This is a genomic window from Pigmentiphaga litoralis (assembly GCF_048632615.1).
Classification (GTDB): domain Bacteria; phylum Pseudomonadota; class Gammaproteobacteria; order Burkholderiales; family Burkholderiaceae_B; genus Pigmentiphaga; species Pigmentiphaga litoralis_B.
In genome coordinates this window covers 5024452-5048528 of record NZ_CP184479.1, presented here as the reverse complement: position 1 = coordinate 5048528, position 24077 = coordinate 5024452, and the positions used below count along the sequence as shown (strand labels likewise).

15 protein-coding genes and 4 pseudogenes are annotated in these 24077 nt (G+C 65.3%); 6 read left to right on the top strand and 13 right to left on the bottom strand.

Features of this window, described 5'->3' with window-relative positions; genetic code table 11:
- Window positions 1-41 precede the first annotated feature (41 nt).
- The 5 genes and pseudogenes from ACNANG_RS23305 to ACNANG_RS23285 form a co-directional block, all read right to left on the bottom strand.
- Window positions 42-1246, bottom strand: a pseudogene (locus ACNANG_RS23305) (ABC transporter substrate-binding protein).
- Window positions 1247-1360: 114 nt separating this feature from the next.
- A complete protein-coding gene (locus tag ACNANG_RS23300) occupies window positions 1361-1939 on the bottom strand; it encodes an amino acid synthesis family protein (protein WP_420225002.1) in 579 nt (192 codons plus the stop codon).
- 38 nt (window positions 1940-1977) lie between these two features.
- Window positions 1978-2567: pseudogene (locus ACNANG_RS23295) on the bottom strand (amino acid synthesis family protein).
- Between the two features lie 267 nt (window positions 2568-2834).
- A pseudogene (locus ACNANG_RS23290) lies at window positions 2835-5122 on the bottom strand (molybdopterin cofactor-binding domain-containing protein).
- Window positions 5123-5185: 63 nt separating this feature from the next.
- Entirely contained in the window at window positions 5186-6241 is a 1056-nt protein-coding gene (locus ACNANG_RS23285; RefSeq protein ID WP_420225001.1) for a 2,5-dihydroxypyridine 5,6-dioxygenase, read from the bottom strand.
- Between the two features lie 346 nt (window positions 6242-6587).
- Here ACNANG_RS23285 and ACNANG_RS23280 point away from each other — a divergent pair, with 346 nt between their 5' ends.
- The 3 genes from ACNANG_RS23280 to ACNANG_RS23270 all read left to right on the top strand — a co-directional run bounded on the left by ACNANG_RS23280 (window position 6588) and on the right by ACNANG_RS23270 (window position 11386).
- Window positions 6588-7724 (top strand): FAD-dependent monooxygenase, encoded by a 1137-nt coding sequence (locus ACNANG_RS23280; RefSeq protein ID WP_420225000.1) that lies wholly within the window; start codon window positions 6588-6590, stop codon window positions 7722-7724.
- A 94-nt stretch (window positions 7725-7818) separates the two neighbouring features.
- Window positions 7819-8292 carry a (2Fe-2S)-binding protein gene (locus tag ACNANG_RS23275; protein WP_420224999.1) on the top strand — a complete coding sequence of 158 codons (474 nt, stop codon included), beginning with the start codon at window positions 7819-7821 and terminating at the stop codon, window positions 8290-8292.
- Between the two features lie 88 nt (window positions 8293-8380).
- Window positions 8381-11386 carry a c-type cytochrome gene (locus tag ACNANG_RS23270; protein ID WP_420224998.1) on the top strand — a complete coding sequence of 1002 codons (3006 nt, stop codon included), beginning with the start codon at window positions 8381-8383 and terminating at the stop codon, window positions 11384-11386.
- Window positions 11387-11406: 20 nt separating this feature from the next.
- On the opposite strand, the gene ACNANG_RS23265 is transcribed toward ACNANG_RS23270, so the two are convergent.
- The 5 genes from ACNANG_RS23265 to ACNANG_RS23245 all read right to left on the bottom strand — a co-directional run bounded on the left by ACNANG_RS23265 (window position 11407) and on the right by ACNANG_RS23245 (window position 16789).
- Entirely contained in the window at window positions 11407-11886 is a 480-nt protein-coding gene (locus ACNANG_RS23265) for a MarR family winged helix-turn-helix transcriptional regulator (protein ID WP_420224997.1), read from the bottom strand.
- A 248-nt stretch (window positions 11887-12134) separates the two neighbouring features.
- Window positions 12135-12794: a TetR/AcrR family transcriptional regulator gene (locus ACNANG_RS23260; protein WP_420224996.1), complete on the bottom strand. Its 660-nt coding sequence runs from the start codon at window positions 12792-12794 to the stop codon at window positions 12135-12137.
- A 137-nt stretch (window positions 12795-12931) separates the two neighbouring features.
- The gene (locus tag ACNANG_RS23255) at window positions 12932-14278 is read right to left on the bottom strand and encodes an MFS transporter (protein ID WP_420227644.1); all 1347 of its coding nucleotides are present in this window, start codon (window positions 14276-14278) and stop codon (window positions 12932-12934) included.
- Complete coding sequence (locus tag ACNANG_RS23250) at window positions 14266-15354, bottom strand: DNA glycosylase AlkZ-like family protein (RefSeq protein ID WP_420224995.1); 1089 nt, start codon at window positions 15352-15354, stop codon at window positions 14266-14268. Before ACNANG_RS23250 ends, ACNANG_RS23255 begins: the two co-directional genes overlap by 13 nt.
- Before the next feature lie 181 nt (window positions 15355-15535).
- Entirely contained in the window at window positions 15536-16789 is a 1254-nt protein-coding gene (locus tag ACNANG_RS23245) for an EAL domain-containing protein (protein WP_420224994.1), read from the bottom strand.
- Window positions 16790-17006: 217 nt separating this feature from the next.
- Here ACNANG_RS23245 and ACNANG_RS23240 point away from each other — a divergent pair, with 217 nt between their 5' ends.
- Entirely contained in the window at window positions 17007-18863 is a 1857-nt protein-coding gene (locus ACNANG_RS23240) for an ABC transporter ATP-binding protein (protein WP_420224993.1), read from the top strand.
- A 111-nt stretch (window positions 18864-18974) separates the two neighbouring features.
- Here ACNANG_RS23240 and ACNANG_RS23235 read toward each other — a convergent pair whose 3' ends face one another.
- Both ACNANG_RS23235 and ACNANG_RS23230 read right to left on the bottom strand, forming a co-directional pair.
- A complete protein-coding gene (locus tag ACNANG_RS23235; protein ID WP_420224992.1) occupies window positions 18975-19157 on the bottom strand; it encodes a DUF3606 domain-containing protein in 183 nt (60 codons plus the stop codon).
- 14 nt (window positions 19158-19171) lie between these two features.
- Window positions 19172-20077: a LysR substrate-binding domain-containing protein gene (locus tag ACNANG_RS23230; RefSeq protein ID WP_420224991.1), complete on the bottom strand. Its 906-nt coding sequence runs from the start codon at window positions 20075-20077 to the stop codon at window positions 19172-19174.
- A gap of 85 nt (window positions 20078-20162) precedes the next feature.
- Here ACNANG_RS23230 and ACNANG_RS23225 point away from each other — a divergent pair, with 85 nt between their 5' ends.
- On the top strand, window positions 20163-21593 hold the full coding sequence (locus ACNANG_RS23225; protein WP_420224990.1) for an amidase: 1431 nt from the start codon (window positions 20163-20165) through the stop codon (window positions 21591-21593).
- A pseudogene (locus ACNANG_RS23220) lies at window positions 21590-22566 on the top strand (Bug family tripartite tricarboxylate transporter substrate binding protein); the annotation flags it as partial. The gene ACNANG_RS23225 and the pseudogene ACNANG_RS23220, both read left to right, overlap by 4 nt.
- Here the strand turns inward: ACNANG_RS23220 and ACNANG_RS23215 are convergent.
- On the bottom strand, window positions 22470-23909 hold the full coding sequence (locus ACNANG_RS23215) for an MFS transporter (protein ID WP_420224989.1): 1440 nt from the start codon (window positions 23907-23909) through the stop codon (window positions 22470-22472). The pseudogene ACNANG_RS23220 and the gene ACNANG_RS23215 sit on opposite strands and share 97 nt — an antisense overlap.
- Between the last annotated feature and the right edge of the window lie 168 nt (window positions 23910-24077).

Genomic DNA, 24077 nt, shown 5'->3' with positions numbered 1-24077 from the left:
ATCGGACCGGGCGCCCCATTTACAACGGAACCGCCCTGACTTCAGTCCGCAGGACGCAGTTTCTTCACTTCGGCATCGCTCAGTTGCACCGATGCGCCGTCGACGTACTTGTAGTCGACCATGATGCCCTTGCCGTCCTTGACGTCGGTGCGGCCCACATAGGCGCCCATCGTCGACTGGTTGTCCTGCGCGCGGTAGGTGATGTTGCCCATCGGCGTTGGCACGACCAGACCCTTGAATGCCTGGACCATCTTTTCGGTATCGCTGCTGCCGGCTTTTTCAGGCCCGCGGCCAGCGACATGACCGAGCTGTAGCCCACCACCGAACCCAGACGCGGATAGTCGTTGAATTTCTTGCGGAAGGCGTCCACGAACTTCTTGTTCTCAGGCGTGGTGATCGAATACCAGGGGTAGCCTGTCACGATCCAGTTCTTGGGCGCCTCGTCTTTCAAGGGGTCCAGGTATTCCGGTTCGCCGGTCAGCAGCGACACCACCTGGCGGCCTTCGAACAGACCACGCGTGTTGCCTTCGCGCACGAAGCGGCCCAGGTCGGCGCCGAACAACGTGTTGAAGATCGCGTCGGGCTTGGCGTCGGCCAGCGCCTGCGTGACGGCGCCGGCATCCACCTTGCCCAGCGGCGTCGCCTGTTCGGCCACCCACTCGATGTCGGGCTGGGCCGCGGTCATCAGTTTCTTGAACGTGGCGACCGACGACTGGCCGTATTCGTAGTTGGGGTACACGATGGCCCAGCGTTTTTTCTTGAGCTTGAGCGCTTCCGGCACCAGCATGGCGACCTGCATGTACAGCGACGGACGCAGGCGGTAGGTATAGCGGTTGCCGTTTTCCCAGACGATCTTGTCCGTCAGGGGTTCCGACGCCAGAAAAAACACCTTGCGCTGTTTCGCGAAGTCGGTGATGGCCAGTCCCGTGTTCGACAGGAAACCACCGAACAGCACGTCCACCTTTTCCCGCGTGATCAGTTCTTCGGCCACGCGCACGGAGTCGCCCGGGTTGCCGTTGTCGTCACGCGCAATGATTTCCAGCTTCTTGCCATTGACGCCGCCGGCAGCATTGATCTCTTCGATCGCCAACTCGTAACCGCGCTTGTAGGGCTCGAGGAACGCGGGCTGCGCCTTGTAGCTGTTGATTTCGCCGATCTTGATGGTGCTTTGGGCATACGCGCCGGTTGCTGCGAACACGGACACCAGCGCGGCCGTGTGGCGCAGGAAACGAGTGGGTGCTGTCATGGCTTTTCCTAACGAAGTGTGAAGCATCACAAAATCTACGGGGTGTACTGCAAATTGCAAGGCGCCGGCCGACCGCATCGGCGCCCAAGTTCGAACCTTGGGTGAAGGCACCGGCTAGCGTAATCCGTCCACGCCCTGGATGGCATCTTTTTCCAGCCCTCCGACACGAGCCAGGGGGCGTCCGCTCTCTGTCACCACCACGGCCACCACGATTTCATTCGCCCTTGGAGCATCGGCCACGCGGGCTTCCATGGCGTCGAAGTGGCTGCGCACGTACGCCGCGTCCTTGTGGCCCAGCGGCACATCGATGGCGGTGCCCAACGTGCCCATCTTCTTGGCGGACGGCACCAGCGCGGCGCCCTTGCCCAACACCTCGCGCAGCGGCGCGCCGAGCTTGGGATGCAGGATCGCCGCGGCATGTTCGATCTCGCCCGCTTCGCCCACGATCGCCGCCTTGCCATAGCTTTCGGCCTGCTCCGGCGGGATGCCCAGCGCCGCAATGCATTTTTCGCCCAGCAGGCGGCCCAGTTCCGCGCCGATTTCCACCAGCTCATCCAGATGGGCGCTGTAGCGGCCCGCATAGGGATTGGCGATGACCGCCATCGCCAGCGCGCGGCGGGTTGGCGGGCTGACGGGCTGTCCCATCTCTACCCGGATCTCGTCGACCTGCACGACCAGTTTGCGAAGATTCATCGTCCTGTCCTTGCTCATTCCGGTTGCATGACGCGCCTTCAGCGCAGCCCGTCCTTGCCCACGATCTGCGATACCGCCAGGCCGCCCACCCGGGCGTGCACACGGGCCCCCGTCGTCATGGCCAACACGAATACCACTTCGTCCGCGGCGGGCGCGCCAGGCACCGATACTTCCATCGCATCGAAATGACTGCGCACATAGCTTGCGTTGACGTGGGCGAGCGGCACGTCGAGCCGGGTCGATGGCGCTCCGACCTTCTTGGCCGAGATCACGATGGCCTTGGTAGGCACCCCTCACCCTCCAGCAGTTCCCGCATCGCGTAACCGCCGGGCACGTGCCACACGGCGCCATGTTCCAGTTCGCCGGCGGCACCCACGATGGCGCCTTTGCCGTAGCTTTCAATCGCCTTCGCGTCCACCTGCATGGCGGTCAACAGCCGCCGCGCCATGTCCAGCCCGACCGGCTTCAGCGCATCCATCATCGGCAGCAGATCCGGTTCATAACGACCGGCAAACGGATTGCTCAGTACTGCCATGACCGCACCGCGCACCAGGGGCGTCGCCGCGGGCGGGCCGTACTCGTGGAAGATCGTTTCCACGTGGGTGAAGACTTCGCGGATCTCGATCATGCATCGTCCTGTAAGTCAAAGAAACGGGTCGCGGGACCGGCCATTGCCGAGCAGCACCACCCATGTGCAAACGCATGCGCCACGCGCATCATTCGGGTGCGGCCCCACATCTCATGCACCGCAATATCCCACATTTCATGTAGTACGCACTACATGGAAATCACTGATAAGAAACAATGCAAGGATAGTGCCAGGGCAACATCGCGCGGCGCCGGTTCATTCGGCGTCCACTACATGAAACCAACATGAAAACAGGGTCCGGGGAAATCAGGCGGGAACGGCGGCGGCGTGTCGTTCACGCAGCGCCGCGCGTATCCGGTCGGGCGTAAAGGGCGGCCGGCGCATTCGCACGCCCGTGGCATCGAACAACGCATTGGCTATCGCGGCGGCGCTGGGCACCGACGCCGATTCGCCCGCGCCCATGGGGGGTTCGTCCTGCCGAGGCATCAGCAGCACCTCAATCTCCGGCACGTCTTTGAAACCCAGAATAGGATAGGCGCCCCACTCCCGGCTCGCGACGCCCGCCTCATCGAACTCGACGTGTTCAAGCAGCACGCGGCTGAGCGACTGAATGGCGTTGCCTTGCAGCTGATGCCGGACGCCCGCCGGGTTGACCATCATGCCGGTGTCCTGCCCGACGATCAGGCGTTCGACCTTCACCCGCCCATGGACTGGATCCACGGCGATCGCGATGGCCCACGCGGACCATGCCGCGCCAAAACCCGGAAAGCGGCTATGGATGTACCGCGCATAGGCAAAGCCCCAGCCCCGCAACAGGCCGTCGGCATCGGGCTCACCGCGGCTGCCGGTGCGGCGGGTGGTCCACTGCGCCTTGGCGGCCACGGCACGCACCAGGTCCGCTGCGCGCGGGTCATCGAGATGCGCGACACGAAATTCCACCGGATCCCGGCCCGCGGCTTCGGCAAGCTCGTCGAGAAAGGCATCGTGCGCGAACGAGTTTGGCAAAGCGGACACGCCGCGCAACCACGACGCCCGCACGATCGCCGGCATGTCACGGCACACGATGCGTTGCGATGGGTAGCGATACGGTGGAACGGCGGTGCGGTCTCCCATCTGCAAGGCGCGCGGGCCAGCCGGCTCGGCGCGCGTCAGCAGCAGCGCCAGCAACGGCGCGTCATTGGACGGATAGCTGGTCGCCAGCGCATAGGCCGACAGGTTGCCCTGCGCATCGATTGCGCCCTTCACGTCCACCAGTTGCGCGGCCCCCTTGGGTTCCCAAGCGTGTTCCTGTTCGCGGCTCAATTGCACGCGCACGGGCCGGCCCACGGCCCGCGACAGCAGCGCGGCGTCGGCAGCCACGTCATCCGCGCAATTGCGGCCGTAGCAGCCCGCCGCTTCATGGCGGATCACTTCAATACGGTCTTCGGTCACGCCCAGCAGGCGATGCAGATCGGTACGCAGCATGTGCGGATTTTGCGTGCCCGACCATACCGTCAGACCGTCTTCACGCACGTCGGCCACGGCGCATGATGGCCCGATCGACGCATGCAGCTGATAGGGCCAGACGTAGGTGGCCGACACCGTCGCCGCGGCCTCGGCAAAACGGGCATCGGTGTCGCCGGAATCTTTCAGCACGCGGTCGCTGGACGCATTGGCGCGCAAGGCCCGCTCCAGGTCGTCCAGCTGGGGGGCGGCGGGAATGGGGTTCCAGTGAACGACAAGGCGGCTTGCCGCCTGGATGGCCTGCCATTCGGTCTTGGCCACGACGCCCACGAAATCGCCCTGCGTGACAACGTCGATGACACCGGGCATGCGCCGCACCGGCGCGTCGTCCACCCGCAGCAGGCTGTGGCCGATGAAGTCGCCGACGTCCCGGCCCGGATAGGGCGGGCGCACCACGCGGCCATGCACCATGCCCTGCAGTCGGACATCGTGCACATACACATGCGTGCCGACAGCCTTGCCGGGGATATCGGTGCGGGGGTGTCCTTGCCCACGATCCGATAGGCGGACGGCGGCTTGAGCGGCAGTTCGTCCGCCAGTGTCAGGTCAATGGCGTCGTCGCCCAGCAATGTCCAGTAATCCGTGGTGGTCGGCGCGCCTTGCGCCGCTGGCTGACCCGAGACGTGGACGACGCCGTCGTCGACCCGCAGCGCATGGACGTCGACATGGAACCGCGCCGCAGCCCGCGCCAGCAGGAAGGCCCGCGCCTGGGCGGCGGCGCGGCGCAGCGGAATCGACGCGATCTGAATGGTGGCGCTGGCAATCGTCGGGCCCTGGTTGGGCGCAGCCTCGGTGTGCCCCAGCACCATCTCGACCCGCTGCACCGCCACGTCCAGTTCTTCAGCCACGATCTGCGCAAGCGAGGTGCGGATGCCCGTGCCGAGATCGACGTGGCCGTTGAAGGCCAGCACACGCCCACCCGGCAGGATCGCGATGAACACATCGGGATAGGCCGGAACATAGTCCGACGCGGCGCCGGGCTGGCCGGGCGCCGGCTTGACGCCGGGCAAAGGGTTTCGCACGACACGCAGCGCCGGCCGCGCGGCCAGCAACGCTAGGTGGTCGGCGCGGCGCTGCGGCAGGTCAGCCACGAAAGGCGTCCTTGACGATCGAGTCGCGGACGGCGGTGCGGGCCGCGTGCGGCACGGCAGGCATCACGCGGCCTCCACTTTGGCCCAGGCGTCGAGTACACGGCCGTCCCGCACGACCGTGTCGCCGTCGAGGGCAACCGTGCAGCGACGCATCGGGATGTCGATATGGCAGGTCGTGCTGCGTTCGCCGCCGCCTTCGTTGTTCGGACCCATTGAAAACAGGAAGTTGCCTTCGAACGCGCGGGCGTCCATGCCTATCGTCGCTTCGCGGTCGTACTGCGCCAGCGTGGACCAATATGCCAGGGGCTGCAGCCCCCAGCCGATATGCGACATGGCATAGGCTTCGGGGTCCTTGAACGACGACATGTATTCCTTGAGCAGGTCGGCATGCATCCCGCCGCTGATTGACCGCACATAACCGTCCTTGACGATCAGTTCGATGGGGTCGCTGATGTAGCTTTTCATGGGCAGAAGGATATCGCCGCGATCCAGAACGATGCGGCCTTGCGTGCCGCCTTCGTTCGGGAAGGTGAGCGCAAAGCCGCTGGGCCAATGATCCCAACGCCCGGGTTCATCGACGAAACCGTATTCGCGGATCGCCGGGAATTGACCCAGTGCACAGCGCAGGTCCGTGCCCGCCGGCGACGTGACATGCATCTCCCTGGCGCCTTCGATACGGGCGGCCGCGGCCATGACCCGTTCGCGGTCGGTCAGGCTGGGCAGGATGCGGCACAGCACCTCGGGCGGTTCCACCGCCAGCAGGATCTTGGTGCCGCCCTTCAGGATCTCGTGCTGTTCAGGGGAGAACAGCAGGGTCATCAGATCGAGCACCAGGTCGCTTTCCTTCAGCGCCGCGATGGCCGCGCGATTGCCTGTCAGGGGTGTCGTACCCAGGTAGGAAAGCGCATCGCGGCTCAAGGCTTTTTCTCCGTTGACCGGTGGCAGATCCAGGCAGTTGACGATCGCACCCAATGAAGAGACGGCGGCGATCGCGCATCGCAGCGTTTGCGGATGGGTCGATGCGCCCGTCAGGATCGTGACGACCTGTCCGGCCTCCAGTTTCGACAGCGTGAGCACCTGGCGCCACGCTTCAACCATCTGATGATCGCTAACTGCCATTGCCCTGACCTTTCTACGTTGAGGGATCGCGCCGATCCGGCTGCCTTCCAGCCTCGCGACGCCCGGGGACGCGGCCAGACCGTTCGGCCAATTCTTGATGTGTACGCTGCATTCTGGCACCGGAACAAGGAACTGACAACAAGGGAATGTCCCGCGGCCCCAGCTCATGGAATACCCGCATCTTTACTGATTTTTATACGCTTCATGTTGGTGCCCGATGCACCGCTCGACGCCCGGAAGCGTGCGTAAAAACCCTGTTTACTGCGTCATTTTGAGTGTGTACACTCCATTCAAATCATCAACGCGATGATGTCGCATGACCGCCCGCGGGCCAGGAGATCCAGACGTGAAGAGCAAACCAAGAATCGCAATCATCGGTGCCGGTTTGGGCGGCACCGCCGGCGCGGCGCTGCTGGCCAAGGCCGGCTTCGACGTCAAGCTGTACGAACAGGCGCCAGCCTTTGCCCGGATCGGCGCCGGCATCCACCTCGGCCCCAACGTCATGAAGATCATGCGCCGCATCGGGATCGAAGACGACCTGAACCGCATGGGCTCGCATCCCGACTTCTGGTACAGCCGTCATTGGCAGACCGGCGACGAACTGGCGGCGATTCCGCTGGGCGACTATGCACTGTCGCATTACGGCGCCAGCTATCTGACGGTACACCGCGGCGACTTCCACGCCATGATGACGGCCGCCCTGCCCCCCGGCCTGCTTGCCTTCAACAAGAAGCTGACCGACGTGGAAGACCTGGGCGACGTGGTCAAGCTCCACTTTACCGATGGCACGACGGAAGACTGCGACATCGTGATTGGCGCCGATGGCGTCAACTCCAAGCTGCGCGACGCGCTGCTGGGCCCCGAACTGCCCAAGTACAGCGGCTACGTGGGCCATCGCGCCGTATTCCCCACGCCGATCGACAGCGGCCCGCTGCCCTACGACATGTGCGTCAAGTGGTGGTCCGACGACCGTCACATGATGGTGTATTACGTCACGGAAAAGCGCGACGAGATCTATTACGTGACCGGCGTGCCGGAAGCCGAATGGGACATGACGAAAAGCTGGGTGCCGAGCAGCCAGGAAGAGATGCGTGAAGCCTTTGAAGGCTGGCACCCGACCGTGCAATCGCTGATCAACGGCACCAAGGAAATTTCCAAGTGGCCGCTGCTGGAACGCGATCCGCTTCCTTTGTGGAGCCGCGGCCGCATCGTGTTGCTGGGCGATGCCTGCCACCCCATGAAGCCGCATATGGCGCAGGGCGCGGCCATGGCCATCGAAGATGCGGCCATGCTGGTCCGCTGCTTCCAGGAAGTCGGCGCCGAAAACCATACGCTGGCGTTCAAGCTGTATGAAAAGAACCGCACCGAACGCGCCAGCCGCGTGCAGAAGGTGTCGCATGACAACACCTGGCTGCGCACGAATGAAAACCCCGACTGGTGCTTTGGCTACGACGTCTTCAACGTGCCGCTCGTCCAGCCCTGATCGATGGTTGTCCCCGGCAACGTTGCGGTCCGCAACGTTGTGGTCGACAACGGTGTGATCGTCAATCTCGTCTCTGACGTATAGTGCTGGGCTTATGGATAACGGGTACCGAAACTTCGTGTTGAACGTGAACGGCGCAGGTGTCGTCGTCCATGCGGACCCGGAAACGCCGCTGCTGTACGTGTTGCGCAATGACCTGGAACTGAACGGCCCGAAGTTCGGTTGCGGCCTGGGTCAATGCGGCGCCTGCACCGTGCTGGTGGACGGCGTTGCGGCCCGGTCCTGCGTGATCCCGGTCAAACGGCTGGGTGCGCGGCAGGTCACGACGCTTGAGGGCCTGTGCCGCAACGGCCAGCCTGGCAGGACTCAGCAAGCGTTCATCGATGCGCAGGCCGCCCAGTGCGGCTACTGCCTGAATGGCATGATCATGACGACCGAAGCGCTGCTGCGCCGCGATCCGCATCCTTCCGAGCAGACCATTCGCGACGAATTGCACTACAACCTGTGCCGCTGTGGCACCCACATCGAGATTCTTGCGGCCGTGGCACTCGCCGCCCGGGCGGAGTGACCATGGCCCAAGGCTCGCCCGCCCTTCCCCCTCCGCCGATTCCCACGACCTGACGCCTCCCGATCCGGGCACGACCTTGCACGGCGTCGTGCTGCGTCCGCCCCGCGTGGACTGGGATGGCCAGCGGTACACCGGCGCCACCCTGCGTCATGCCGACGACCGCCTGATGCGCGCCATCCCGGGCGTCTTTTCGGCCGTGATCGATCGGCACTTCGCGGGCGTGGTCGCCGTCAGCGCGGCGCTGGCCGACCAGGGCGCGAGCCGGCTCGTGCTGGAGTGGAATGCGCCGCTGCGGGAACGGGGTCACAGCGCGGGGCAGAACAAGGCCCCGACGGGTGATGCCGGTGCGGATCCGGGTGTGACTGCCGCTGCAGGGTCGCCGGCGTCCGAGACATTCTTGCGGGACTATGCCTGGCCGCAGCCGCAGGTGGCCGACACGTGCTGGGTCGTTGCGTGGGTTCATCCGCAAGGCGTGTCGGTATGGGCGCCGGCCGTGGATGTGGCCGCATTAAAGGCGGAAGTCGCCGTCTTGCTGTCGCTCGCCATGGAGCAGGTCACGGTGCTCGCTACCGGCCAGCCGGCGCATGCCGGTGCGTTCGATGCCGCGGCCGATGCCGTGTTGCTGTCGCGCGCGGTCAGCCGCCCGGTGCGGGTACGGTCCGGTATGGCCGCGGCGACCCTGATGCCCACACAATTGACGGCAACGTTGCAAGCAACCGGACCGGCAACGAGCGGGCTGCCGACTGGCGCTCCCCGCGACGCCGCAACCGGGTCGCCAACCACATCGTTGCCGACAGCATCGTTGCTAACGTCAACTTTGACAACGTTGCAGATGTCAACCGGTTCGCCGGTGATGCGCAGGCCCAGCCTGGCGCGTCTGCTGACTAGCGGTGCGGCAGGCGGCAGTGCATCGGGTGCCAATGCGGCCGGCAACGCATCGGCACACACTGCATCCGAAAAGCCAGCACATCCGCTTATCCCTTACGACGCCGCTGCCGCCACCGCGTGGCACCCCGACGCCAGCCTGCACAACCTGAGCACCGGAACGACACCCGAAGGCCTGCCCGCGGCGCAAGTCTTTGCGCTCGAATCGTTCATCGACGAGCTGGCTGCGACCCGGGATGACGACCCCGTTGCATTGAGACTGACCCAGCTCGCGCACGATCCGCGCGGCCAGGCGCTGGTACGCAGCGTGGCCGAGCGGGCAGGCTGGCAAGACGCATCTCGTGGTGCGGGCCGTGGCTTTGCGTACAGCAGCGTGATCGATGACAGCACGACCCCACCCAGCCGCACGTGGTCGGCCTGGGTGGCCGAGGTGGCCGTCGATGCCGCCAGCGGCAACGTCGCGGTCACGCGCGTCGTGGTCGGCCACGACATTGAGCAGCTTGCCCCCGGGCCGGTGCGCGACGCCCAAGCGTTTATCGAACGGCAGATCGACAGCGTGACACGCGCGCTGCTTGCGCCGCCTGCCGGCTTCGATGACTGGGGCGGCCTTGCATCCACGACCGCTACGGCCTCGGCCCCGCGCGCCACTGACATCTCCTGGGTCGCGCCTGCGGGCGATGTCGCGACGGCCCGCCCGTTGGCGTGGACCGCCGCCGCGGCCTTGCCGGCCGGGGCCGCCGTGGCCAACGCGATTTACGATGCCACTGGCGTCCGCCTGCGTCAGCCGCCCTTCAATAGCGACGCGGTACGCCAGCAACTGCGGGGCGCCACCGCCGCGCCAGAGCGGCGTATTGCCTACGCATGGCTGGGCGGCATCGCCGCGGCGGCCGTCGGCCTGACCGTCGCCGCCCTGCCCTGGCGGCCGGCGATCGCACCGATTCAGGCGCCCGACCTGTCGGTGTACTCGGCCGATGCCATCGAACGCGGGCGGAAGGTCGCAGCGGCCAGCGACTGCGTGGTGTGCCACACCGCGCCGGGCGGCGCGCCGAACGCGGGTGGGTTGCATCTGGACACCCCATTCGGGCAGATCGTCACCACCAACATCACGCCGGATGCCGAAACCGGCATCGGCAACTGGTCGTATGCCGCCTTTGAACGCGCAATGCGCCAGGGCATCCATCGCGATGGCCGGCATCTGTACCCCGCGTTTCCCTACACATCGTTCGCGAAATTTTCAGAGGCCGACATGACGGCCCTGTACGCCTACATGATGTCGCAGCCCGCGGTAAGGGCTACCCCTGCGCCGACCTCATTGGCCTTTCCGTACAGCATCCGTCCGCTGATGGCGGGCTGGAACACGCTGTTCCATGACGATCAGCCCTACAAGCCCGACCCGACGCAAAGCCTGCGATGGAATCGCGGCGCGTATCTGGTGCAGGGTGCCGGCCATTGCGGCGCGTGCCACACGCCGCGCAACGCCCTGGGCGCCGAACAACGCGGCAAGCAGGCTTTTCTGGCGGGAGGCGAAGCCGAAGGGTGGGAAGCGCCCGCCTTGAACCGCCTGTCGCGCGCACCCATCCCATGGACGGAAGGCGACTTCTTCCAGTACTTGAGCACCGGCTTTTCGCCACGCCACGGGTCCGCTGCCGGACCGATGGGACCGGTGATCCACGGCTTGCAGCAACTGCCGTCGGCCGATGTGGCGGCCATGGCGCACTACCTGGCCAACCTGGACGGCGCACCGCCCCACCCTGCCAGACCATCGAACAGGGCCGACGGCGGCGCGGCATCCGGCGGCAGCGCCCTGCCCGTCATCGACCCTGCGGCGCACGCGGCGGAACTGGCGCGCATCGAAGCCGCCACGGCGCCACGCGCCAGGGTGTTCGACGCAACCGGTGAACGCATCTTTGAAGGCGCCTGCGCGGTCTGCCACGAACCCCAGGCCGGACCGGCCCTGGCAGGCATCAAGCTGTCGCTGGCCTTGAACACGAACCTGCACAGCGATCAACCCGACAACGTCCTGCAATCCATTCTGCAAGGCATCGACAGTCCCGCCAATGATGCGCTGGGCGACATGCCCGCATTCGGCAGCACACTGAACGACCGCCAGATCGTGGACGTCGTCCACTACTTGCGCGACCGCTTTGCGCCGGATCGCCCGGCCTGGACCAACGTCCAGGACAGACTGACGTCCCTGCGCAAACACTGACGCCGGCCCAGGCTGGCGGATCAGTCCGCCGTATCCAGTCCCATCTTGCGCAGCAGGTAGACAATGGCGACCCGCTCGGCCGGATTCAGATCGCCGAACGTCAGTTCCGTGATCTGATCCGCAAAGGGTTCCATTCCCTGCACCAGTCCCGCGCCGTCGGTGGTCAACGACACCACGACTTTGCGCCGATCACTGGGATCGTGGTCGACCGAAAGCAGCCCCCGGGTCTTGAGCCGCTCGATCACGCCGCGTATCGTGGCCTGGTCGATCGCCGTGATCTTGACGATGTCACTCAGGGAACAGCCGCCCTTGTCGCGCACCGCGCATAGCGTGACGAACTGCGCCGCGGTCAGTTGCGAGTCCGGAATGATGTGCTGGAACAGCGCCATGTGCCGCTGATACGCGCGGCGCAGCAGATGCCCGACCTGGTCTGAAAACACATAGGCCGGTTGGGTCGGCGGCGCGGCGATGGCCGCGCGCTTGCGGGAGGAAGGGGGCATCGGGGCGGCAACGAAAGCGCGACGTGCCGCCTGCGGCGGAATGCCGGCAGGCAAGGAAAACGCGTGTACACATTATATCGGCACGCCATGACCAGACACAAGGCAAGCAGGCGGATGGTTCAGCGCCACAAGCCCGGCCTGACGTTGCGGCCCCCGAACCAACACTTGAGCGCATCTGATTTTTGCACGGAATCGAGCGTCAACGCTGCATTCTGGTGCGTTTTACAGGATGCAGCGACCGGCATCCCTCATGCGGGTAATTCAACACACACCTTGCGCAGCACGGCGTCCGTGATGAATGCCTGCCAGTCCACCAGAGCGTCAGCTGTCATCAGGTTCTCGCCCAGGAAGGAACTGAGCGTGTAGCGATTCGAGTTGTAGAAGTAGCCCAGCGACGCGATCATCAGATAGAGATTGCGCACGCTGATGTCTTCACGGAACAAACCCTGCTGTTGGCCAGCTTCCAGGACGGGCTGCAGCATGGACAGGGTTGCGTCCGACATGCTTTTGACATTGACCGACTTTTTGACGTGGATGCCGCGGTGCAGGTTTTCGGACCCCAGCAGCGCCACGAATTCCGGATGGGTCAGGTAGTAGCGCCAGGTGAAATCAACGATGCGGCTGAGCGCGGCGACGGGGTCCGACGTGTCCAGTTGCAGCCGGCGCTCTGCCTCATTGAACTGCTCGTACAGCGTTTCCAGCACTTCGACGAACAGCTTTTCCTTGCTGCCGAAGTAGTAATAGATCATCCGGTCATGCGACTTGGCGAGCTTCGAGATGCTGTCGACGCGGCCACCGGCAAAGCCGCTTTTCGCAAAGACCTTGATGGCCGCTTTCAGGATTTTCTGACGTGTCTGCTGGGCCTGCTGTGCGCGTACCCCCAGACCGTTCTGCGCGTTAGCCTTCATGGTTTCCGATCGTGGCGACGGTTGGATCACTGTGCGGGACCAGACACACAGGCCGCCCCGCCCTCCTTTGCGATCGCTGATTCTAGGGGATTTGCGCCGCAGCATCCATCACAACGATGCGCCGAACGTTCGGATCGTCAGCGTACTGCAGGTCGAGATGGCCGGCGCCGGCCAGCGTCGCGCAGCGACATGCCTGCTGTCTCGACCAGGAACACCAGCGCGATCGCACCGATCACGCAAGCGCCCATCATGTAATAGGCCGGAAACAGTTCATCGCCTGTTGCGCGGATCAGTCCGCTATTCAGCGCAGGTGCCGTGCCGCCGAACACGGACGTCGACACGTTATAGGCCAGTGCAAAGCCGGCGAATCGCACACGCGTGGGGAACATGGCCGGAAAGGTGGCGGAGATGGTGGCCAGTTGCGGCACGTATAGCGCGCCCAGCAACGCAAAGCCGATGACCGCCCCGGTCATGCCGGTCGCCATCAACTGGTACAAGGGCACGACAAGCACGAACAGTCCGATCAGGGATGCCCACCACAGCGGCTTGCGCCCAAGCCGATCGGATAGCGCGCCGGCGAACGGCAGCAGCACCATCATGAACAACATGCCAACAATCGGCACCACCAGGGCCTCGTTATGCGAAAGCCCGAGCCGCCGCTGCAGATAGGTGGGCATGTAGCTCAACAAGGTGTAGTTCACAACATTCAGTGCAATGACGAGTCCGCTCATCACCAGCAGTTCACGCCAGTAGCCGGTGACCAGTTCCTTCAGTCCGCCTGACGGCGAGGTCGGCGCGGCATGCGCGGCGGCTTGCGCGCTGGCTTCGCGAAAGACGGGCGTGTCTTCCATCCTGGACCGAAGATACAGTCCGATCAGCCCCATTGGCGCGGCCACCAGGAACGGAATGCGCCAGCCCCAGGCATGCATCGCCTCGTCTCCAAGCGCCAGTGAAAATCCGAGCATCAGCAAAGCGCCCGCCGAGAATCCCGCCAGCGTCCCGAACTCCAGAAAGCTGCCGCACCAACCGCGCTTGCTGTCAGGCGCGTATTCGGCCATGAAGGTGGCCGCACCGCCGTACTCGCCGCCGGTCGAAAATCCCTGGATCATGCGCAGCACCACCAGCAAGGTCGGCGCCCAGAAACCGATGCGGTCATAGGAGGGGATGAGGCCCACGCATAAGGTGGCGCCGGACATCATCAGGATGGTCAAGGCCAGGACCGACTTGCGCCCCAGCCGGTCACCCAGGGGACCCCAGAACAATCCGCCGAGCGGCCGCACCAGGAAGGAGATTGCGAAGGTCGCCAGCGCAAACAACGTCGCTTCATCGGTCGACCCCGGAAACAGCGCTGCCGACAGGTAGGTCACCCCATAGGCGTAGATGCCGTAATCAAACCACTCCGTCGCGTTGCCCATCGCCGAGGCGCCGATCGCGCGCCTCAATATCGCGGCGCCGTGACAGGTCCGCAGGCTCAGCCCCGGAATTGGAAGGCCTCGAAACGGTGCAAGGCCTCGTCGATCTGCGGCTGGTGCCGCGCCGCGCAGCCCTCGCCCACCCAGGTCCACTGCTGGATCTGCAAGCGCTGCCGCGGCCTGTCCGCCTTGATGTCGATGGCCGCCACCACCTGATCTCCAGCCAGGACCGGCAACGTGAAATAGCCGAACACGCGCCTGGCCTTCGGCACATAGGCTTCGAAGCGGTGCAGGTAGCCGAACAACCGGTCCAGCCGCTTGCGCTGGATGATCAAGGGGTCGAACGGCGACAGGATATGCGTGGTGCCGGGATCGATGGGCGGCAGCGGCTCCAGGTCCTCGGGCCGCACCCAGTGCGTGGCGGCGCGATCGTTTTCCAGCAGGACCGGAAGCAATTCGCCTCGGCGCACGCGGGTGTCGATCAGGGCGCGCACGGCGGGTTTGCGTGGCGCATCCAGATGGCACACCGAATCCACGCTGACCAGACCTTGCGCGCGCAGTGCCCGGTCTAGCACATACGCCGTGCACTGTGCCGGCGTCGCGGTCTTGGGCGCGTGTGCCCATCCGAAATGCCGCGCGGTCAGCTCATAGCGCTTGACCATGCCCGTGCGCTCACTGATCGTCAGTGCGCCGTCGAAGAACGCGGCCTGCAGCGCCCGGCGCGACGGCTTGCGGCTGCCCCACGGGTGGTCCTTTTCCTGCTCGACATCATCATCGATATCCCGCAGCGACAGCGCGCCGTCATCACGCACGCGGCGAACGATCCTGCGCACGTCGTCGGCCGGCGCCGAACGGTAGCCGTCGCGGGGTGACAGCCGGTGCCGCTTCATCTCCGCCAGAAAGAAGGGCATGTCGCGGCTCGGCACATAGGCCAGTGCGTGCGTCCAATATTCGAACACGGTCTTGGCGACCGATTGCGCATGATGCAGATCGGCGCGGCAGTACTCCGGAATGCGCGACCACAGGATGTGATGGTGGCACCGTTCGATGACCTGGATGGTGTCGATCTGGACATAGCCCAGATGTTCGACGGCGCGGCGCACGGCGTCCGCGCCGGATTCGCCCCGGACGGTGAAGGGTGCGGGCACGTCCAGCCGCTGCGCATGCAGCCAGATGCGGCGGGCGTCGGAAGAGAAAGCGGCACGGCAGATGACGGCATGGCAAGGGCATCCGGAACGGGACGGTAGCCGGCCGCATTCTACGCCTTCGACCGGGCGGCCCTTCGCGCGCAACGCGATCTGGCGGCGGACCCCGCACGGCCACGCCCACTCACCACAGCCGCCGTCCGATCCATTGCGGAATCGCAGCCGCGGGCAACGCCGTGCTGATCAGGTGCCCCTGCACCTCATTGCACCCGGCCAACGCCGCCTGCGCCAGGTGGGCCGTGCACTCGACGCCCTCGGCCGTTACCGTCATGCCCAGTTCAGCGCCCAGGCGCGCGCAGGCCTCGAGAACCGCTCGGGATGCGGCGCACGCATCGGCGCGGGCCACGAAACTGCGGTCCACCTTCAGTTCGGTAAAGGGACCATTCACCAGCAGGTCAAGCGAGTTATGGCCCGTTCCCACGTCGTCGATCGCCAGGCCGAAGCCGGCCAGCCGCAAGCCCGCCACGGCGCGGTAGAACGCGCGCTTGTCGTGGATCGGCGCTGTCTCGATGATCTCGAGCGTGATGGCCTCGGGCTGGCTGCCCGAGCGCAGAACGACTTCGACAAGGCGTTCGACCGCGCGGGGCGCTTCGACCACCGTGACCGGCATATTGACCGACACGGGCGTGCACGCACCATTGCGCGCCCACAAGGATTGTTCGGCCGCAGCCAGGCCCAGCATGCGATGGGTCAGATCGGTCATCAGGCCCTGCGCAGCAACCGCCGCCATGAAGGCATCGGGCGCCAGGATCCCTTGCTCGGGATGATGCAAGCGGGCTAGCGCTTCGACGCCTGTCATCCGATTCGTCGACAAGGACATCTTGGGCTGGTAGGCGACGCGCAGGCAATCCGTGGACAGCAAGGTGGCGAGGTCCAACGGTCCGGAGGCGGGAAGACACGGCAGTCCCGGCGCCGCAGGCGGGGTGTGCGCCGGCGCCCTGCGCCGCGCGGCCATGTCGTCAAGCGACGCGCGCAGCACTTCGGCAAGCAAGCCATCCCGCAGGGGATGCGGCACGCAATCGTGAATGCACAGGTCATGCGTGACGGCAAACTTTCGGGCGGTCCGCAGCAACGCGTGATCGGCGTCGCCGACCACCAGAATGCGGACGTCGGCGCAGAAAGCCGCGGCCTGATCGAGCAGCTGGATGCCGTCGAGCTGCGGCATGACCAGATCGACGATCAACAGATCGAACGCCCGGGTGCGCAGCAGAGCGAGCGCCTGCGAGCCATTGGCGGCGTCATCGATACGGCCGACGCCCGCGTGGCGCAGTTCCAGTTTGATGCGCTCGCGATGAACAGTCTGGCTCTGGACGACCAGCACCCGGAGGCTTGCCAGTTCGTCGGTTTCAAGTTGGGTATCGACGTCAAGTTGCCACATGGCATGCCCTCGTTGGTTCATTGGATCCAGGTTCGTTGCGCTCTACTGTCGCGCGACGCGGCGGGCGCGTACATCGTAAAACGTCCATACGATGGCCTTCCGAGGCGGCCGGCGCGCTACGATGGAGGGCCGGCGGTCACCCGTCTTGCTCCCTTCTCCTATTCCCATCCGTAGCGCAACGCGTTTTCTCGACCCGCAAGTCCTTCTTCACTTCGCAATGATCCGCAAACGACGCATTTCCCCTTCGCCTCCAGTCGGCACCCGCTATGCCGGCAGCCGGGTCTTCAAGAATGTTCTGGGCTTTACGCTGCTGCACTGGCGGAGGCAGCCGTGGCGCATTGCCCTGATCGCCGGGCTGGTGCTGCTGTCCGCACTGGCGGACGTGATGACGCCGCTGTACGCCGGCCGCCTGGTCGACGCGGTCGCGTCCGGCGCCGCCAGCGACCACACTGCCTGGACCGCCGCCGTGACCGCGTTCTGGATCCTTGCGGCGCTGGGTCTGGGCGGCACGCTGTTCCGGCAAGTGGTGTTCTTCAACATCATCAAGCTCACGTTGAAAATGATGAGCGACATCGCCGCGAACAGTTTCCACCGCATCCAGCGCTTTTCGACCAATTGGCATGCCAACAGCTTTGCCGGATCGACCGTGCGCAAGATCACGCGGGGCATGTGGGCGCTGGATCTGCTCAATGACACGCTGCTGGTGGCCCTGTTCCCATCGATCATCATGTTGATCGGCGCAACCATCATGCTGGGTTGGCATTGGCCGCTGATGGGACTCGTGGTTGGAATCGGCTCGGTCTGTTTCGTCGGCATCATCGTCGCCATGTCGCTGGGCTTTGTCGCGCCCGCAGCCCGCCTGGCCAACGCGTGGGATACGCGCATGGGCGGCGCGCTGGCCGACGCCATCAGCTGCAATCCGGTCGTCAAGGCCTTCGGCGCCGAAGCCCGCGAAGAGGCGCGGCTGGCGCGCGTCGTGGCCAAGTGGCGGCTGCGCACACGCCGCACCTGGATCCGCGGCACCCTCAACGGCGGCCTGCAAGGCGCCTTGCTGGTACTGATGCAGGCAGCCATGCTGGGCACCGCGTTGCTGATGTGGTCGCGCAACCAGGCCAGCGTTGGCGACATCACCTTCGCGCTCACGATGTTCTTTGTGCTGAAAGGCTACCTGCGCGATGTCGGCATGCACATCCGTAACTTGCAGCGGTCGGTCAACGACATGGAAGAACTGGTGTCGCTGGAAAGCCAGCCGCTGGGGGTCGAGGATCGCCCGGGCGCGGGCGACATCAGGATTCGTGAAGGCGAGATCCGGTTCAACGACGTCACGTTTCGCTACGGCCCCCACTCCACGCCGCTGTACGACCACTTTTCCATGCGCATCGCCCCTGGTGAACGGGTCGGCCTGGTAGGCCATTCGGGCTCGGGCAAAACGACCTTCATCAAGCTGATCCAGCGCCTGTACGACATCAATGCCGGCAGCATTACCATTGATGGCCAGGACATTGCGGAGGTCCGCCAGATGTCTCTGCGCAGCCAGATCGCCATCGTGCAGCAGGAACCGGTGCTGTTCCATCGGTCCCTGTCCGAGAACATCGCGTATGCACGCCCCGGCGCGACGCAGGCCCAGATCGAAGCCGCGGCGCGGCAGGCCAGTGCGCACGACTTCATTTCGGCGCTGCCCAAGGGCTATGACACGCTGGTGGGTGAACGCGGGGTGAAGCTATCCGGCGGGGAACGCCAGCGCGTGGCCATCGCCCGGGCCTTTCTGGCCGATGCGCCGATCCTGATTTTTGACGAAGCCACATCCAGCCTCGATAGCGAAAGCGAAGTGCTGATCCAGCAAGCCATGGAAAGACTGATGGAAGGCCGCACCACGCTGGTCGTCGCCCACCGCTTGTCGACCGTGCGGGCCCTGGATCGCCTGCTGGTGCTGGACCGTGGAAAGGTGATCGAGGAAGGGAGCCACGATCAGCTCATCCGCCGCGAAGGCGGGCTGTATCGCCGGCTGTTCGAGCGGCAGGCGCTGGAACTGACCAAGGGATTCGCGGACGAAGCCATCGCTCTTGGGCCGTGATGCGGTATATGCCGGTGCATACATCCCGGTATCCACTGCTGTAAAAACTGCCAAGGACGGCACGGGCGATAGGGCCTCCTGGAAGTCCCATCGCCCGTCGCCGCCGAACTCTTACTTCCGCTGCTTGAGGTGCTTTTCTACATCCGCGGCCATTGGCCCGACCGCACTGACGGCCGCGCGCAACTCGTCCGGGGTCACGCCAAACTTCTTGGACCAGTCATGCAATTCGTAGTCCTCATGGACGTTGATACGCAAACGGTCAGCTTGCCCAGTGGCGTTTTTGTCATCGGACATGGTGTCTCCTTGGGTTAAGAACGATGACTGCGCAGCAACTCCTGTGCCTTGGGCACGACCGCATTGGCGGAATCCGCCAGGCTGGCCATGACAATGGTTGCGCGCGCCTTGCCCACGCCGCTGATTGGCAGGAACACCAGCGCATCCCCGCGGCTGCGTGTCATGGTCCACGGCACGATCGCGGCCCCGGCGCCCGCTTCCACCAACGTGAGCACCGTTGGAAGCACACTGTCCTGCACATAGCGCGGGCGCCGGCCGATGCACGAAAACAGGCCGTGCAGCATCCGCCGGAAATACGGCGACACGGCTGGCGAGTAGCCGATCAGCGGCAAGTCGGCCACCTGCGCGAGTCCGATGCGCTTGCGGCTTGCCAGTGCGTGGTCCGCACGCAGCGCCAGGAGCAAGGGTTCATCGAACACCTCGATGACGTCGATGTCGGCATCCAGGGCCATCGGCCGCATCAAGGCCACGTCGATACTGCGCAATCTGAGTGCTGCTTCCATCTGATTCGAGTTCATTTCCCGTAGCTCAAGATCGACCGACGGATACCGCTTGCGGAATTGATACAGCCGTTCCGCCAGCGGCGAGCATGCCGCGGTGGGCGTTAGCCCTACGGTCAACGCGCCGCCTTCGCCCCGCGCCGCCTGCCGCACGTCCCGCAGCATCCGCGCCGACGCGTCGGCCATACCGCGTACATGATCCAGCATGACCTGCCCTGCCGGAGTCAGGCGGACGCTGCGTGTCGTGCGAACGAATAGCGGCGCCCCAACCACGTCTTCGACGCGGCGGATCAGCTGGCTGAAGGGCGGCTGCGTCATGAACAAGCGCGCCGCCGCGCGTCCAAAGTGCAATTCCTCGGCGGCCGCCAGAAATGCCGCCAGCAACTTTCCATCCAGCGACACTATGTCGGAATTCGTCATAAAGCACCATTGATTAAGACATAGACGATAAAGAAGCCGCTGCCTAAGATCAATCCATTGCGCCCTATTGGATCCGAGTCTGCCGATGTCTTCTTTGTCTGTGTCCGTGCCTGACGTTCCATCCGTGCCCCAAGCGCTTGCGCAGGCCGTGGCGCAGGAATCCGCGCTGCGCGCGTGGGCCTGCCTTGCAACGCCCGAAAGCGTGGCGGCCGCCGGCGTGGCCGAGGCGGCCGACGGCGGTGCGGTTCCGGCAACCACGACGGGACCGCTGTCCGGCTGGGCAATCGGAGTCAAGGACATCATCGACGTTGCCGGCATGCCGACGCGTTGCGGATCCGCGGCATGCGACGACAACGCACCCGCGCGCTTCGACGCCACGTGTGTGGCCTTGCTGCGCGCCACGGGCGGCGTCCCGATCGGCAAGACCGTGACCACAGAATTTGCCTACGTCACGCCCGGGCCGACACGCAATCCCGTCAACCTTGCCCATACGCCGGGCGGCTCGTCCAGCGGTTCGGCTGCGGCGGTCGCAGCCGGCCAGTTGCGCTTGGCCCTCGGCACGCAGACCGGCGGATCGATGATCCGTCCCGCGGCCTTTTGTGGGGTTGTTGGATACAAGCCCACGCATGGCGTGGTGGCGCGCGGGGGCATGGTGGTGGCGTGCGAATCGCTCGACGTGATCGGCTGGTATACGCGCGATGTAGACGATGCGATCGCGGCCGCCAACGTGCTATTGCCATCCGGCAATGACGTAGCTCTTCAGCGCGCATCATTCGCGGGCGATCCGCAGATGCCCCATGGGCGCAATGCGATGCCTGACGACGCCGTGATGGCCATCGCGCACGCACGGAACAGGATCGCGCAGGGCGGCCACTTGCTCGGCCAGTGCCGGGTCGCCTGGCTACCCGGCCACCCGGGTCACGTCCTGGACGATGACGCGAACAAGGCATTGCTCGCAGCCCGCGCCAGCCTGCTCGAACACGGCGTGCAGGTTCGCGGCGAGTCCGATGGCCGCTTCCCGATCCAGTCCTTGCTGGATACGCATCACACCCTGATGCACTACGAATTCGCGCGCAGCCTGTTGCCTGTGGTGTCTCGCCATCGAGCGCGCCTGAGCCGCCGCCTGCTCGACGCCGTCGCGCACGGCCTGGCGCTGAACGGCGACGCGTGGACCACGGCACAACGCTTCCAGGCCCATGCCCGCGCCAGCTGGGACGCCTGGTTCGGCGATGCCGACCTGATCCTGACATCGAGCGTGCCGGGGCCGGCGCCGAAAGGCCTGGCGCACACCGGCGAGTCCGGTTTCAACAAGGGGTGGTCCGTGCTGGGCTGGCCATGCATCCATCTTCCCACCGGCACGTCGCGCGATGGCCTTCCACTGGGCGTGACGCTGGTCGGCCGACCGCGTGCTGACCACGCCTTGCTCGCCCACGCAGCTCTGCTGCATCCCCTTATCGACACCCGGCCTGCGCCCTTGTCGCCCCGCCTTGATCCCCTTCTGGAGCAGCTTGCATGAGATCCCCCTGCCTTCGAACCGCCGCGCGCCGCGCCCTGCTCGGCCTGACCTTCGGTCTCGACCTGCGCGGCCTGTTGCCGACCGCCACCGCCGCGCGCACCATGGCAATGACCAGCCTGGCCGTCTTGCCATGGCTGAGCCCTGTTGCGGTTCACGCCGCCTACCCGGAACGCCCCATTACCATTACCGTACCGACGGCGCCGGGCGGCACCGTGGACATCGTGGCGCGGGTGCTTGCCGAGCAATTCGCAAAAAGCCTGGGTCAACCGGTTGTCGTCAACAACAAAGCCGGCGCAGGCGGTGTCGTGGGCACGCAGGCCATGTTGCGCGAGGCGCCGGATGGCTACAACCTGCTGGTTACCGCCAACAGCAATCAGCTGATCGTGCCGTGGGTGGTCAAGAGCGCGCGCTTCGATCCGATCCGCGACTTCGTGCCAATCGCGGCGGTGGGCGAAGTTCCAAACGTGTTGTGCGTCCACCCGAGCTTTCCGGCCAAAGACCTGACTTCGTTCCTGAAGGAAGTCAAAGCACATCCCGACCGTTACCCGTACGCATCGGCGGGCGCCGGTACGCTGAACCATCTGCTTGGCGAAATGATGAATGCGCAAGGGGACTGCGCCTGCAGCACATCCCCTACAAGGGCGTCGGCCCGGCCATGAGCGATGTCATGGGCAACCAGGTGCCCATGCTGTTCGCCAGCCTGCCGTCCGCCGTCGAGGCCGTGAAGTCAGGCCGTCTGCGTGCGATCGGCGTCAGCAGTGCGTCGCGCGTGCCGCTGCTGCCCGACGTGCCTGCCATCAGCGAGGCCCTGCCCGGCTTCAGTGGCGATCTGTGGGTGGCGGTCTACGCGCCCAAGGGGACGCCGCCCGCGATCGTTCAGAAACTGCATGAAGCCGTACAGCATGCGATGGGATCACCGGAACTTGGGCAGCGTTTCGAGAAGCTGGGCGTGACCGCGCTGCACGACGGCCCGGCGGAACTGGCCAGGCGACAAGAGAAAGAATTCCAGCAATGGAAGACCGTGGTGCAGAACGCGAAGGTGACGGCAGAGTAATGACGAGGATCCACTGCCACGGCGATCCGCCGCTGCGGGGATCCACCGCCACTAAGGAACGCGGCGGAAGATGGGCCGCAAGGCATAGGCGCCCGCCATGCCGATTGCCGCCGCCATGGCCGGCACTCCCGCCGCCGCTGACCATCCAAACCGGTCGACCACCACGCCCACGGCCAGCGGTCCCAGCACCTGCCCCACATAGCTGCCCTGCATCGCCAGACCAATCGCCACCGGCACCAGCGCCGCGCTGGGGAGAGCATCGGCGCGCTGGCGACCACGGTCGACGGCAACATGCCGCCCACGCACGAGAACACCACGCACAACACCAGCACTGCCGCCTGCGACAGGTCCGCTGCAAAAATCGCCACGGAACAGAGGCCCATCACCGCGCTGCTGAGCGTGATCAATGCCCACCGCGCCATTACGCCGCGCGACAGCAGTTGCCCGGCGATCAGCGTGCCGATTGCATTGGTGGCGGCTGCGAACGCGGTGAATGCGCCCGCTGTCGTCACCGTCATACCGAGCCGGTCGATCAACAGCACCGGCAGGAAACTGAACAACGCAAAGTACTGTAGCGTGTAGGTGGCAAAGCAGAGCGCGAGCAGCGCCGAGCCGGCATTCCGGATCGTGCGTCCCGCGCCGCCCAGCACGTCGCGCAGAGGCACCTTCCCGCCCGCCGCCCCATTCCCTGACGCGCCGCCCGGCACCACCATCAGCACGAACATGGCGGCCAGCGCCGCAAGCGCGGCCGTCGCCCACCACACGCCCCGCCATCCTTGCACAAAGCCGCCGGCAGCCAGCACCAGGGCCATGCCCGTCGGCATGTACGAGGACCACAGGCTGAACGCCAAGTCGCGGTCCTTGGTGGCAATGACCTCACGCAGCATGGATGGCCCGGCAATCGTGATGAACACGAAGCCGAGACCTTCCAGCGTCCGCATCGCCAGCAGCAGCGGATAGCCGTGCGACGCCGCCGCCATCGCGCTGCCGACAGTAATGGCCGTCAACCCCGCCACCAGCAAACGCCGCGCGCCGAACCGGCCCACCAGTGAACCCACCGGTATGCCGCAGGCGACGCCCAGCAAGGAGAAGATGGCCATGATCCAGCCGGCATCGGTCAGGTCCAGGCCAAGATCCGCCCGCAATGCGGGAATCGTGATGACCACCTTGCCGACCTGGAACGCGGCCACGATGCCACTGGCGACGATGGCGGAGACGGCAAGCCAATGGGTGTGACGTAGATCAATGGCGGCCAAGGTCATGGCTCCGCGGGTGCATCGGTGTCTCGCTTGTCAATGTGCGCTCTCGGTGACTGGAGCGCTTCGAGGCACACTATAGCGCTGCTCCAGTCCTCTGCCACGGTGGGTGCTTCCTTTGAAGGGGGCGCCGAGCCCGCCAGGATCTGCTCAGCCAATGGCAAAGCGCTTCCT

What these genes read in the sequence shown, in the direction of transcription:
- ACNANG_RS23300 (WP_420225002.1), bottom strand. Translation starts at nt 1,939, where the DNA reads ATGAATCTTCGCAAACTGGTCGTGCAGGTCGACGAGATCCGGGTAGAG.
- ACNANG_RS23285 (WP_420225001.1), bottom strand. Translation starts at nt 6,241, where the DNA reads ATGGCAGTTAGCGATCATCAGATGGTTGAAGCGTGGCGCCAGGTGCTC.
- ACNANG_RS23275 (WP_420224999.1), top strand. Translation starts at nt 7,819, where the DNA reads ATGGATAACGGGTACCGAAACTTCGTGTTGAACGTGAACGGCGCAGGT.
- ACNANG_RS23265 (WP_420224997.1), bottom strand. Translation starts at nt 11,886, where the DNA reads ATGCCCCCTTCCTCCCGCAAGCGCGCGGCCATCGCCGCGCCGCCGACC.
- ACNANG_RS23260 (WP_420224996.1), bottom strand. Translation starts at nt 12,794, where the DNA reads ATGAAGGCTAACGCGCAGAACGGTCTGGGGGTACGCGCACAGCAGGCC.
- ACNANG_RS23245 (WP_420224994.1), bottom strand. Translation starts at nt 16,789, where the DNA reads ATGTGGCAACTTGACGTCGATACCCAACTTGAAACCGACGAACTGGCA.
- ACNANG_RS23240 (WP_420224993.1), top strand. Translation starts at nt 17,007, where the DNA reads ATGATCCGCAAACGACGCATTTCCCCTTCGCCTCCAGTCGGCACCCGC.
- ACNANG_RS23235 (WP_420224992.1), bottom strand. Translation starts at nt 19,157, where the DNA reads ATGTCCGATGACAAAAACGCCACTGGGCAAGCTGACCGTTTGCGTATC.
- ACNANG_RS23230 (WP_420224991.1), bottom strand. Translation starts at nt 20,077, where the DNA reads ATGACGAATTCCGACATAGTGTCGCTGGATGGAAAGTTGCTGGCGGCA.
- ACNANG_RS23225 (WP_420224990.1), top strand. Translation starts at nt 20,163, where the DNA reads ATGTCTTCTTTGTCTGTGTCCGTGCCTGACGTTCCATCCGTGCCCCAA.
- ACNANG_RS23215 (WP_420224989.1), bottom strand. Translation starts at nt 23,909, where the DNA reads ATGACCTTGGCCGCCATTGATCTACGTCACACCCATTGGCTTGCCGTC.